Annotated in this window: 10 protein-coding genes; 7 read left to right on the plus strand and 3 right to left on the minus strand. The window is 70.7% G+C overall.

Annotation, left to right across the window (positions count from 1 at the left end):
- Positions 1 to 203 precede the first annotated feature (203 nt).
- Positions 204 to 3,650 (plus strand): glycosyltransferase, encoded by a 3,447-nt coding sequence (locus ACWGSK_RS05000; RefSeq protein ID WP_452455257.1) that lies wholly within the window; start codon positions 204 to 206, stop codon positions 3,648 to 3,650.
- A complete protein-coding gene (locus ACWGSK_RS05005; protein WP_358503348.1) occupies positions 3,651 to 5,303 on the plus strand; it encodes a DUF5719 family protein in 1,653 nt (550 codons plus the stop codon).
- A 247-nt stretch (positions 5,304 to 5,550) separates the two neighbouring features.
- Here the strand turns inward: ACWGSK_RS05005 and ACWGSK_RS05010 are convergent, their stop codons facing one another.
- Positions 5,551 to 5,901, minus strand: coding sequence for a metallopeptidase family protein (locus ACWGSK_RS05010; protein WP_358503345.1), 351 nt, complete (start codon positions 5,899 to 5,901; stop codon positions 5,551 to 5,553).
- 263 nt (positions 5,902 to 6,164) lie between these two features.
- On the opposite strand from ACWGSK_RS05010, the gene ACWGSK_RS05015 reads away from it, so the two are divergent.
- From ACWGSK_RS05015 to ACWGSK_RS05030, 4 genes are all read left to right on the plus strand, one after another.
- Entirely contained in the window at positions 6,165 to 6,566 is a 402-nt protein-coding gene (locus tag ACWGSK_RS05015) for a DUF3499 domain-containing protein (protein ID WP_067607308.1), read from the plus strand.
- Between the two features lie 123 nt (positions 6,567 to 6,689).
- On the plus strand, positions 6,690 to 8,054 hold the full coding sequence (locus ACWGSK_RS05020) for a phosphomannomutase/phosphoglucomutase (RefSeq protein WP_358503342.1): 1,365 nt from the start codon (positions 6,690 to 6,692) through the stop codon (positions 8,052 to 8,054).
- A gap of 40 nt (positions 8,055 to 8,094) precedes the next feature.
- The gene (locus ACWGSK_RS05025; RefSeq protein WP_067607312.1) at positions 8,095 to 8,277 is read left to right on the plus strand and encodes a Trm112 family protein; all 183 of its coding nucleotides are present in this window, start codon (positions 8,095 to 8,097) and stop codon (positions 8,275 to 8,277) included.
- Positions 8,278 to 8,492: 215 nt separating this feature from the next.
- Positions 8,493 to 9,851, plus strand: a complete 1,359-nt coding sequence (locus tag ACWGSK_RS05030; protein ID WP_358503338.1) for a protein kinase domain-containing protein — start codon at positions 8,493 to 8,495, stop codon at positions 9,849 to 9,851.
- Positions 9,852 to 9,872: 21 nt separating this feature from the next.
- On the opposite strand, the gene ACWGSK_RS05035 is transcribed toward ACWGSK_RS05030, so the two are convergent.
- Both ACWGSK_RS05035 and ACWGSK_RS05040 read right to left on the minus strand, forming a co-directional pair.
- Positions 9,873 to 10,967, minus strand: a complete 1,095-nt coding sequence (locus tag ACWGSK_RS05035) for a hypothetical protein (protein WP_452455258.1) — start codon at positions 10,965 to 10,967, stop codon at positions 9,873 to 9,875.
- A 240-nt stretch (positions 10,968 to 11,207) separates the two neighbouring features.
- Positions 11,208 to 11,618: a MerR family transcriptional regulator gene (locus ACWGSK_RS05040; RefSeq protein ID WP_358503332.1), complete on the minus strand. Its 411-nt coding sequence runs from the start codon at positions 11,616 to 11,618 to the stop codon at positions 11,208 to 11,210.
- A 130-nt stretch (positions 11,619 to 11,748) separates the two neighbouring features.
- On the opposite strand from ACWGSK_RS05040, the gene ahcY reads away from it, so the two are divergent.
- Positions 11,749 to 13,182 (plus strand): adenosylhomocysteinase, encoded by a 1,434-nt coding sequence (ahcY, locus tag ACWGSK_RS05045; RefSeq protein WP_358503330.1) that lies wholly within the window; start codon positions 11,749 to 11,751, stop codon positions 13,180 to 13,182.

The following is a 13,182-nucleotide window of genomic DNA, read 5'->3' on the forward strand; positions in this document are numbered from 1 at the left end:
GGTGAATGCTCCGATATGGTCGCACCGTCCCCCTGACCCGAATAGACCTGTAATGGTGCGGGGTGGCGTATCGTGATGTCCCGCGTTCGCGCCCGCGAGCCGCCCCGCGCACTCACGCGCCGACCGGCCGGCCCGGCCGGAGTATCCCCGGCCCCGTGCAGCACGGGTGCCGATCCATCTCCCGGAGAGAACCCACCACAGCCGTGCATGACCTGGATTCCGCCCGTCACGTCGTCACCGCTGTCCTCGTGTCCCACGACGGCGCACGCTGGTTGCCGGAAACCCTGTCCGCGCTGCGTGCGCAGAGCAGGCCCGTCCAGCGCGTGGTGGCGGCCGACACCGGCAGTACCGACGGAAGCACCGACGTCCTCGCGGACCACCTGCCCGACGACGCGATGATCGACCTGCCCGACGACACCGGCTACGGCGACGCGATCCGGGCCGCCTTGGACCTACCGCGTTCCACCACCGAGGTACGGGGCTTCGACGACGACGCCACCGAGTGGTTGTGGCTGATCCACGACGACCTCACCCCGGAGAGGGACACCCTCGAACAGCTGCTGACCGCGGCGGACAACGACCCCCGCACCGCGGTCCTGGGCCCCAAGCTCCGCGACTGGTTCGACCGCCGGCTCCTGGTCGAGGTCGGCGTCACCATCGACGGGGCAGGCCGCCGCGAGACCGGCCTGGAACAGCGTGAGTTCGACCACGGTCAGCACGACGGCACCCGCCAGGTCCTGGCCGTCTCCAGCGCGGGCATGCTGGTCCGCCGCGACGTGTGGGAACGGCTCGGCGGGTTCGACCCGGCGCTGCCCCTGTTCCGCGACGACATCGACTTCTGCTGGCGTGTGGGCGGCGCGGGACTCCGGGTGCGCCTGGTCACGGAGGCCATCGCCTACCACGCCGAGGCCTCGGCCCGCCGCCGTCGGCGCATCACGGCCACCCGCAACCACCCCCGCCGGATCGACCGCAGGCACGCGGTGTTCGTCCTGCTCGCCAACCTGCCCGTCGGTGGCATGGTGTTCGCCCTGTTGCGCAACTCGGTCGCCTCACTGTTGCGCGTGATCCTGTACCTGCTCATCAAACAGCCGGCGAACGCGCTGGACGAGGCGGCCGCGATCACCATGGTCTACGGCAGGCCGTTCCGGCTGGCCAAGGCCCGTTTCCGCCGCCGACGCGACCGTCGCCGAACCTACAGCGCGATCCGCCCCTTCCTCGCCCGCGGCGTGGCCGCCCGGCAGTTCGCCGACGCGTTCACCGGGCTCCTCACCGGCGAATCGGTCGGCGACACCGCGGGCCGGCACCAGGCCGTGACCGTCCAGCCGGGTGAGGAAGAGGACGGGGTCGCCGACGACGCCGACTCGTTCCTGCGCCGGGTGGTCCTGCAACCCGGTCCGATGCTGGTCATCGGGTTGACCGTGATCACGATCATCGCCGAACGTTCGCTCCTCTTCGGCGACCTGCTCGCCGGGGGCGCGCTTCCCGCGGTGGCGGGCAACGCCGCCGACCTGTGGAACCTGTACCTGTCCGCGCATCCCGACACCGGTGTGGGCACCGACGGCCCGGTCCCGCCCTACGTGGGTGTGCTGGCGCTGCTGTCCACCCTCACCCTGGGCCAACCCTGGGTCGCCGTCATGGTGATCCTGCTGGGCTGCGTCCCCTTGGCCGGCCTGACCGCCTACCTGCTCGCCAAGGAGGTGCTGGGCTTCCGCCCGGCCCGTCTGTGGATGGCCGGCGCCTACGCGCTGATGCCGATGGCCACCGGCGCGGTCGCCCAAGGCCGTCTGGGGACGGCCCTGGTACACGCCCTCCTGCCGATCCTCGGACTGTTGTTGGTCCGGCTCGTGTCCATGCCGCCCAAGTCCTCCCGACGGGCCGCCTGGGGACTCGCCCTGACCCTGACCGTGGCCACCGCATTCGTCCCCCTCGTCTGGCTGCTGTGCCTGGTCACCGGGGTACTCGTGGCGTTGGCCTTCGGGCACCTGGGCCGCCGCGTCTACGTCAGCGTCGGAATCGGCCTGGGCGTGCCGTTGATGCTGCTCATGCCGTGGACCCTCGAACTCCTGCTGCACCCGAGCCTGTGGCTGCTGGAGGCGGGGCTGCACCGGCCCGAGCTGTCCGACCCCGGGGCCACCCCCGTCGAACTGCTCATGCTGTCCCCGGGCGGCCCCGGCACCCCTCCGTACTGGGTCACCGCCGGGTTCATCGCGGCGGCGCTGTGCTCGTTGCTGCTGCTCCGCAACAGGATGATCGTGGCGGCGGGTTGGTCGCTCGCCCTTTTCGGTCTGCTCATCGCCATCCTCACCGGCCAGGTCGTGATCGAGCCCTACTTCGGTGGTCCGCCCGCCCAGGTCTGGCCCGGGGTCGCGCTCGCCTTCGTCGCCACCGCCGTGCTGCTCACGGCGGCCACGGCGGCACGGGCGTTCGGCGACATGATCGGTGGAGGGGGCCTCAAGCGGTACTTCGCCCTGGGTGTGGCCACCCTCGCCCTGGCCACCCCGATCACCGCGGCCGGTCTGTGGATGTGGGAGGGAGTGGACGGACCCCTCACCGCGGACGCCACCCCGGCCGTTCCCGGTGCCCTGATCAGCGTCAGCGGCGATGGGACCCGACCCCGCACCCTCATCGTCACCCCCGCCGATGACAGCGCTTTCGACTACGTGGTGGCGCGAGGTCGCGAACCCCGCCTGGGCGAGGAACGGCTCGTGCCCGATCCGGAGACCCGTGCCGTCATGGATCGGGCGGTGGCCGAACTCGCCGCCGGCCAGGGCGATCAGCTGGTCGCCCTGCTCGACCACGGCATCCAGTACGTGCTCTACCCCCGGCCCGAGCTGGGCGGACCCGCGGACGCCACCATGGTCGACATCCTCGACGGCACCCCCGGCCTGGGTCGGCAGTCGCTCTCCCACCACTACGGGCTCTGGCGGATCGCCGAGCCCACCGGTGCGCTGCGCGTGGTCGAAGAGGACGGTGTGACCGCCGAGGCACTCACCGTGGACGGTTCCGCCGACGACCTCACCGCACAGGTCGAGGAAGGCCACACGGGACGGCGCCTGGCCCTGGCCGAGACCGCCGACGACGGCTGGGAGGCCAGCCTGGACGGTGTCGAGCTCACCCCGGTGGAGACCGAGAACGGTACCCAGGCCTGGACCCTGCCGGTGAACGGCGGGGAACTGCGGATCCGTTACACCGACCTGGTGCAGCGGGCCTGGGTCCTGACCCAGGGCGTACTGCTGCTGATCGTGTCGGTGCTGGCCGCGCCGGGTGTGCGTACCGAGGAGGAACGGCGCCTCATCCAGGCCACCCCGATGCCGAGCCCGCGCCGTCCGCGCAAGGGCCCCTCGGCGCCGGGTCGGGGCCGACGAACCCGCAGGGGCGCCACGGTCGAGACCGAGGCTCCACCGGAGGACACCGCCAAGGAGGGCGTCTCCCCGGAGGACGCCGGCGACGACCAGGTCGATGACCCGGGCGACGAGCCCGACAGCGGGCCCACCACCACCGGGTCCATTCCTGTGGTCGGCGGCCGTCGTCGTGGCAAGCGCGGGACCAGGCGGGCCGGCACCCGCAGGGCTCCGAAGAAGCGTCGAGCGGACGACAAGGGCGCGTCCCGCGATGACGCGGAGAGCCCCGACGATGAGAGGGAGGGCTAGATGCGACTGATCGTGGAGAACCGGTTCGCCCTGTTCGGACTGGTCGCGCTGGCCCTGCTCGCCCTGTTCGGGGTCGCCTTCGTCATCCGGCCGGTCAACCCCGAACTCGGGGTGTCCCGGCCCGGGACCGTCCGTCCCGAACTGGCCACACGCGTGTGCCCGGCCCCCCATGAGTCAGAGGACGACGGCGCGGAGAGCTCGATGGCGGGCTTCGCGCCCCGGGTGGGCCGCGACGACGAGGGGGCCCTGTGGGCGACACCCGTCGAGGGAACCCCGCAGGAGGACGAGGACACCGACGCGGAGGAGACGGACGAGGCGGACGAGGACACGGAAACCGAGTCCCGGAGCCCCGATGACGCCGAGGAGGCCGACGAACGCGGAGACCTGCTCGGCGAGGAACTCACCGAACCCGGCCGGGTCTGGCGCACCGACACCGGTGAGGTCTCCCATCCCACCGCGCTGAACGCCGAGGGTTCGCTGGCCTCCGGCCTGGACGTCGCCCAGACCACGGTGTCCGACGACGCCGTCACCGAGGTCCGCTGCGGTGAACCCGGCATCGGCGCGTGGTTCGCCCTGCCCGGCGGTGGCGGTGCCGACGGGGTCGAACTGGAGACCCTCACCGTGCACCTGACCAACCCCGAGGACTTCCGGGCCACCACCAGCATCGACATCTACGCGTCCGAAGGGCCCTCCTACTCACCGGAGAGCCGGGGGATCGGCCTGGAACCGGGGGAGTCGACCACCATCGACGTCACCGAGCTCATCCAGAACACCGGTTCCATCGGCGTTCACGTGCGCACCAGCACGGGACGCGTGGCCGCCTCCCTGCTCGCCGAGCACGCCGAGGGGCACACCGACTGGGTCACCCCCACTCGGGCCCCTGACGTCGAACAGGTCATTCCGGGTCTGCCCGCCGGTGAAGGCGTCCGGCGCCTGATCGTGGCCGCGCCCGGTGACGAACCCGTCGAGGCCCGCGTCCACGTGGTCCCCGAGGAGGGTTCCACCGAGGACGGTGACGAAGAGGCCGAGGACGAGGGCGAAGGCAACGGTGGCAAGGGCACCCCGGACGATCCGATGATCCTCAACGTGCCGCCCGCCGCCTCCGCCTGGATGACCATGGAGAGCGCCCTGGCCGGTCTCCCCGGCACGATCGTGGTCGAGTCCGACTCCCCGGTCGTGGCCGGTGTGATCGTCGAGGAGGTCGACTCCGACGACGGCTCGACCGTCGTGGAGACCGCCTACACGGCCGCCGTCGACCCGCTCGCGGCCCCGCTGAACGGCACCGCGGTCATCCCGGACGTGCCCGAGGACGTCGACGTCGAGCTCATCCTGGGCGCCCCCGACAAGGACGCCAGGGTCGTGGCCACCCCCATCTCCGCCGACGGCAGCATGGGCGACGCGGTGCGCGCCGACGTGGCGGGCGGTACCACGCACGTCTTCGGAACGGACACCGACGGTTGGGCCCCGCCCTCGGGGGCCGACCCCGCGGACGGGTACGCGGTGCGCCTGGAACTGTTGGACGACTCCGGGCCGGTGTACGTGGCCCGGGTGCTGCGCTCGGGTTCGGGGATCAGCGTCCTGCCCGTGCGGCCCGCGCCCATCGAGGTCCGCCTACCGGTCGTCCGAGACAGCATGACCGGTGTGGTCCCCTAGTGCCGCGTCAGCCAGGATTCACCCCGTCGCGGAGTTCGGCACGGCACCTCGCCGCGTTGGCGAAAAGCCCACATAGGAACCACTATGAGGACTTCCCGCCGCCTTGCGATGCACCATCCTGAACCCCGCTCCGTAACGGGCGAATCCCGACCGACGCGGCACTGGCGGAGCGCTTCGGGCAGGGGTGGAATCCGGTCGTGCGGGGTGGCACGGCCGGATCCGGACCCGTGGGGGCGGGGCCGGGTCGTCACCCTTCCGGGTCGACCGACTCCGGCTCCACCCCGAGCAGGTTGGCGACCTCCTCGACCACGGCCTCGTGGACCAGGAGGGCCATCTCGTCCGGATCCTTGGTCCGGATCTCCACGGGACGGCGGTAGACGACGATCCTGGCCCGACCCTCGGGGTCGGTCTCCAGGCGGGAGAAGGGGATCGTCTCGGATGGCTCGCCGCGGGGCGGGACCGGCGGAACGTCCTCCACTAGGAAGTCGACGTTCGCCAGCTCGCGTGCCCACAACCGTTCGAGGCGTTCGACCGCGTCCAAGACGAGGTCGTCGAAGGCCTGCGCTCGGCTGCGGTACACCGGTAGGTCGGAGGGCACGAGAGGACCGCGGATGCCTCGGCCGCGGCGGTCCCGGCGCCGGACTCGATCTGGTTGGCCACTGGAAAGGCGCACTCGTCGCACACTTCGAGCCTAAGCCATCACGGGCCCCTGGCGTAGCCCCTGTCCGATTCGGGCCCCAAGGCCATGGTGGGGCCGTGGATCCCGGGAACCCGCTCGAAGCCGGCGAGTGGGTTCGGAAAACGTACAGCTCATGACACGATGCTGGCGTGTCCCTCGGTAAAGGCATACAGTCGAACGCTGTGAGCCATGTTCGACGCTGTTCCCGCACCGCGTGCAGGCAGCCCGCCGTATTCACGCTCACGTACGTCTACGCCGACTCCACCGCCGTCCTCGGACCGCTCGCCGCCTACGTGGAACCGCACTGCTACGACCTGTGCGCCATGCACGCCGAGCGCCTGACCGCACCGCGCGGGTGGGAGGTGGTCCGGCTCCCGGTCGAGACGTCGGGCGGAGGCCCCGGCAGCGATGACCTGGAGGCGCTGGCGGACGCCGTACGTGAGGCGGCGCGGCCGCCAGCGCGTTCTGAGCCGTCCCCCGGAGAGCCGGTGGGCGAGGGCCAGGAGATCCTGCGCCGCGGCCACCTACGCGTGGTCAAGTCCGACCGTTCCGAACAGCGAGACCCTCGCCGACCGCACGGCTGAACGGGCGCCCCCTCCGGGCGATGCCCGTGGGGCTCCCAGCCGGTACCTTGCTAGTTTTGTACGGCGTCCGGAACCCGGACGCTGGACCGAACTCGTGGCAGAACCGACCCGGCCGGAGCAGACGTGGTTGACCTCGGAAGCATCTTCAAGGCATACGACGTGCGGGGTGTGATTCCGGACACCTTCAACGCCGATATCGCCCGAGCGATCGGTGCGGCATTCGCCCGCGTGGTGGCCGCTTCCTCCGTCGTGGTCGCCCACGACATGCGCCCCTCCTCGCCGGAGCTCGCCCACGCCTTCGCCGACGGGGTCACCTCCCAGGGCGTGGACGTGGTGTTCGCCGGACTCGGCTCCACCGACCTGCTCTACTACGGGTCCGGTGCCCTGGACATGCCCGGTGCCATGTTCACCGCCAGTCACAACCCGGCGGAGTACAACGGCATCAAGATGTGCCGGGCCGGGGCCGCGCCCATCAGCGGCGAGTCCGGTCTGGACGACATCCGTCGTCTCGCCCAGGAGAGCCTGAACGGGGGCGGCGTCCCCGCCCACGACGGCCCGAAGGGCACCGTCGCCGAGAGGGACCTGCTCGCCGACTACGCCGAATACCTGCGCGACCTGGTGGACCTGTCGGGTTCTCGGCCGCTCAAGGCCGTGGTGGACGCCGGCAACGGCATGGGCGGCCACACCGTCCCCGCGGTGCTGCGCGACCTGCCGCTGGAGATCGTGCCCCTGTACTTCGAACTCGACGGCACCTTCCCCAACCACCCGGCCAACCCGTTGGACCCCGACAACCTGGTCGACCTCCAGGCCAAGGTGCGCGAGACCGGCGCCGACATCGGTCTGGCCTTCGACGGTGACGCCGACCGCTGCTTCGTCATCGACGAGCGGGGCGAACCGGTACCCCCGTCCGCGGTCACCGCGCTGGTCGCCGTCCAGGAACTGAAGCGCGAACCGGGCGCGACCATCATCCACAACCTCATCACCTCCGCGGCGGTCCCCGAGATCGTCGCCGAACACGGCGGCGAGCCCGTCCGCACCCGGGTCGGTCACTCCTTCATCAAGGCGACGATGGCCGAGAGCGGGGCCGTCTTCGGTGGTGAGCACTCCGCCCACTACTACTTCCGGGACTTCTGGAAGGCGGACACGGGTATGCTCGCGGCGATGCACGTCCTCCGTGTCCTGGGGGCGGACCAACGGCCGCTCTCGCAGATCACGGAGGAGTACTCCCGCTACGCGGCCTCGGGTGAGATCAACTCGAAGGTCGACGACGCCTCCGGTCGCATGGCGGCGGTACGCGAGGCGTTCGTCGGACGGGACGGAGTCACCGTCGACGAACTCGACGGTCTCAGCGTCACCCTGCCGGAAGGGGCCTGGTTCAACCTGCGCGCCTCCAACACCGAGCCGCTCCTGCGGCTCAACGTCGAGGCCGCCGACGACACAGAGGTCGCGCGCCTGCGCGACGAGGTCCTGGACATTGTCCGTGCCTGACCCGACCTCGCACGAGGCCGGCACACGAGGAACGAGAATCATGAGCACGAAGATCGACGGCTGGCTGCTGGAGATCCTGGCCTGCCCGCAGAGCCAGGCGCCGCTGCGCCACGACCCCGAGACCGACGAGCTGGTCTGCGACGAGAGCGGCCTGGCCTACCCCATCCGGGACGGCATCCCGGTCCTGCTCGTCGACGAGGCGCGCAAGATCTCCCAGCCCTGAACCCTCACCCAGGGGCCTTCACGAGGTACCCCCGGCAGGATCGAAAAAGGTTCGGGCCGAAACGGAACGTTCTACTCGTTTCGGCAGTCATAGGGGGTACGTCGGTCAGGCGGTGACCCACAGGGTCCCGTCTCTCCCAGCACGCCGACCGACGTACCCTGCCCGTACCCTGGTCCTGCGCGCCCCGCACAAGACGACCTCCCTGGAGGACACCGATGCCCGGTCCCGAATCGCTACTGCCGAGCGACCCCTCATCGTTCGGTGACTACAGCGTGACCGGACGACTCGGAAAGGGCGGCCAGGGCGTCGTCTACCTCGTCGAGGACACCGACGGGGAGGAGTACGCGGTCAAGGTCCTCAACGACCAGTGGTCGCAGGACTCCGACCTGCGCAAGCGGTTCGAGAAGGAGGTGCGGGCCGCCCAGCGGGTCGCGTCCTTCTGTACCGCGGCGATCATCGACGCCCAACTCGATCACGATCCGCCCTACGTGGTGAGCGAGTTCGTGCCGGGCAAGGACCTCCAGGAGACCGTGGCCAAGGGGCGCGCGGTCCGGGGGGCCGCGCTCCAGCGACTGGCGGTGTCCACCGCGACCGCGCTCGTGGCCATCCACAAGGCGGGCATCGTCCACCGCGACTTCAAGCCCGGCAACGTGCTGCTGGGCCCGGACGGGCCGCGGGTGATCGACTTCGGCATCGCCCGGGTCGACGACGGCACCGCCACCATGACCAACTCGATCGTCGGTACGCCCTCCTACATGGCGCCCGAACAGATCGAGGGGCGCGGGATCACCGACAAGTGCGACATCTTCGCGTGGGGATGCGTGATCGCGTTCTCCTCCACCGGACGGGCGCCCTTCGGTTCCGACACGGTGCCCGCCGTGGTGCACCGGGTGGTCAGCGCGCCCCCGGACCTGGACGGCATCGACGACATGCTGCGCCCCATCGTCGAGTCGTGCCTGGACAAGAACCCCGACAACCGCCCCAACGCCCAGCAGCTCCTCATGCGGCTGCTCGGGCACGAGGCCGACGAACCCGACACCGCCGACGCGTTCGAGCGGGGTGAGCGGGTCGCCCAGACCGGTCTGCTCAACGGGGCGCAGTTGCCGCCGGTCCAGCCGCAGACGGGCCCTCAACCCCAGACCGGGCCACGCCCCGGGATGGCCTACCCGCCGGGGGTCTCCGACCCGCGAACCGGTCAGAACCCCGGGTTCGCCAACCCCACCCCGGGCATGGGCAACCCCGGTATTTCCAACCCGCGGCCGGGGATGCCGGGGCACCCCATGAGCTCGGACCCCAGGCACGGCGGCTACGCCATGCAGCCGGGCACGTCCGACCCGCGTCCCGGCATGCTCGGGCAGCCGCCGCTGCCACAGCAGCCCAGGCTCCCGCAGGCGGCGCAGCACGGCGCGAACCCCATGATGACCGGCGGGCTGCACCCCAACCAGACCTACGGGGGCGGTTACCAGCAGCAACGGAAGGACTCGGTGCTGCAGCAGGGCTGGGTCATCCCGCTCGTGCTCATCACCATCGTCATCCTGCTCCTGCTGGTGCTCATCCTCGCGATCAGCGGCTGACCGAGCGGGCCCCGGGCGCGGTCAGGCCCGGGTGAGCTCGTTCATCGAACGCGAGACCGCCTCGTCCACCAGGTCGCGTACCCGGGGCCACCGGTCGTCGACGCAGTCGCTGGGCATCACCGTGACGCTGTCGCTGCCCGACATCTCCAGGACGTCCTGGACCCCCTCCGGTGTGGTCAGGCGCGCGTTCGCGGTCACCGCCAGCACGCCCGAGGGTGGTCTGCCCACGTCCTGCACCACCACGTACAGCGAGAGGCACGCCGCACCTACCTCCAGGTCCAGGCGGGCCCACCAGTGCGTGGCTCCGGGGGTGAGCAGCACGCGCGCGGCCACCCCGGTCCCGGTGCCTGAAGTACCGTCCCCAGAGGTCACGGTGGCGCGTGCCGTCGGGTCGAGCGCTCGCAGGATGAGCTCGACCGTGGCGCCGCGGGAGCGCACGTAGTCCAGGACCCTTCTTCGGGTGACCGCGCTCAGCGGTGGCACGGGAGCGTCGAGCACGGGACCCGTCCTCGGACCCCATCCGATCTCCGCGCGCAACGCCTCGGTGACCAGCCGGGCGAAGTGGGTGACCAGCTCCGCGAAGTGTTCGCCCTCCCGCGGACCGACCCGGGCCCGGGGTGCGGGGGTGCGCGGATCCGGCAGCAACGGCGGGTGGTCGGCGCGCTGGAGCACCCTGGACGCCAGCACCCACGGCAGGATCCGAGCGGGTGCTCCTTCGGAGGCTTCGGTGGAGGGTCCGTTCAGCTCGTCCAGCGTCCGCGCGCACTCCGCGTATACGTGGGCGGCGCGTACGACCGGATGCGCGGGCACGGTCGCCGCCTCGGCCAGGGCACGGGTGTGTTCGGCGGACAGTGGGGCCTGCGGCGGGCCCGAGACGGCGGACAGTTCGGCCACCCGCCCGGCGAGGCCCGCGATGTGGTCGGCGGTCATCGGGGGGTGGGGCTCGACCGGGTCGACGAGCAACAGGTCCGCGAGCGCCGGTCCGCCGCCCCACCCCTGGACGCGGTCGTGGGTGAGGGAACGTCGAGCCGCGGCCCGGGCCTCCAGGGTCTGGCACTGGCGGTGCCGGGCCCAGAACGCCCGAAGGCGGTCGACGTCCGTGAGTTCTGTGCGCACGCGATCCGGGAGGGAGTCCCGGACAGGGGCGCCGAGTTGGCTGTCCACGTGTGTTCACGTAGCCCGGGGGCGGTTTGCCAAAACATGCCGAACGGTTGGTCTGGGTGTCCGGAGGCGGCCGTGAATCCGGGTCAACCAGAGAGTTTCAAGAGCGTCCTGGGGCCGCTGGTGACCGGGTTCCGTCCTGTGGTGCGGGAGGTCGCCGTTCGGGCGCCCGAACCGAGGTGGGGCCGCCGTACCTCAAAGGGTGGGACGGAGCAGGCGCATCGCCTTCTCCTTCTCGAAGTCCATGGCCCGCGCGGGCGCCGGGGTCAGTCGACCCAGGCGTTCGCCGTGAGAGCGCACCCGGGCCAGGACCTCGGGTTCGGCCAGGACCCGCAGGGCGAAGGAGAGCGCGGCCGGAGGGATGTCGAACTCGCGCTCCAGCTCCAGCCCACCGCGGATGGTCCGCAGGTCCTCCTCCGTGAACCGGCGGTGCCGGTGGCCGCGCCCGATCGGCGGGTCCTGGGTGCGGGGGAGCAGCCCGAGGCCCTCTCGGTAGCGGAGCATGCGGGCCGTGCTGCCGACGCGTTCGGCGGCCGCCGAGATCGGCACCGGGGCGGGATCGGTGGAATCGCCGGGTTCGATGGAAGGAGTGTCGCGGGCGGCCATGTACGCGACCCTAACCCACCCCCACCTGTGCGCGGGGGGAATCTAACGCTCCGTCGTCAACTTTGTGACCCGGGTGGGGATGCGCCCCTAGAATCGGGGTCGCCACCACGACTTGACGAGTGAGGAACCCATGGCATTCGACTTCAAGGTCGCCGATCTTTCCCTGGCCGAGTTCGGCCGCGACGAGATCCGCCTCGCCGAGCACGAGATGCCCGGACTCATGGCCACCCGAGCCGAGTACGGGGAGAGCAAGCCCCTCCGAGGCGCCCGCATCATGGGCTCCCTGCACATGACCGTGCAGACCGCGGTCCTCATCGAGACCCTCGTCGCCCTGGGCGCCGAGGTCCGCTGGGTCAGCTGCAACATCTTCTCCACCCAGGACCACGCGGCCGCCGCGATCGTCGTCGGCCCCGACGGCACCGTCGACGACCCCAAGGGTGTCCCGGTCTTCGCCTGGAAGGGCGAGACCCTGGAGGAGTACTGGTGGTGCACCGAGCAGGCGCTCACCTGGCCGGGCGAGGGCCCCAACATGATCCTGGACGACGGCGGCGACGCCACCATGCTCGTCCACAAGGGCGCCGAGTTCGAGAAGGCCGGCGTCGTGCCGGACCCCTCCACCGCCGACAGCGAGGAGTTCGCGGTCGTCCTCAAGCTTCTGGGCGAGAGCCTGAAGAAGGACACCGGCAAGTGGACCAAGCTCGCCGAGGAGATCCAGGGCGTCACCGAGGAGACCACCACCGGTGTGCTCCGCCTGTACGAGATGCAGCGTGAGGGCACGCTCTCCTTCCCGGCGATCAACGTCAACGACTCCGTCACCAAGAGCAAGTTCGACAACAAGTACGGCATCCGCCACTCGCTGCCGGACGGCATCATGCGTGCCACCGACGTCCTCATCGGCGGCAAGGTCGCCGTGATCTGCGGTTACGGCGACGTGGGCAAGGGTTCCGCGGACGCGCTGCGTGGCCAGGGCGCCCGCGTCATCGTCACCGAGATCGACCCGATCAACGCCCTCCAGGCCGCCATGGACGGCTTCCAGGTCGCCACCCTGGAGGACGTGCTGGACACCGGTGACATCTTCGTCACCACCACCGGCAACTTCAACGTGATCATGGCCGACCAGATCGCGCGCATGAAGCACCAGGCGATCGTCGGCAACGTCGGCCACTTCGACAACGAGATCGACATGGCCGGCCTGGCGAAGATCCCTGGCATCAAGAAGAAGGAGATCAAGCCGCAGGTTCACGAGTGGACCTTCGAGGACGGCAAGTCCGTCCTGGTGCTCTCCGAGGGCCGCCTGCTCAACCTGGGCAACGCCACCGGTCACCCCAGCTTCGTGATGTCCAACAGCTTCACCAACCAGGTCATCGCGCAGATCGAGCTGTTCACCAAGACCGACGAGTACCCGACCGGTGTGTACACGCTGCCGAAGATCCTCGACGAGAAGGTCGCGCGTCTGCACCTGGACGCGCTCGGCGTCAGGCTGACCGAGCTCACCAAGGAGCAGGCCTCCTACATCGGCGTGGACGTGGCCGGGCCGTACAAGCCGGACCACTACCGCTACTGA

Source organism: Nocardiopsis sp. NPDC055551, from assembly GCF_053619415.1.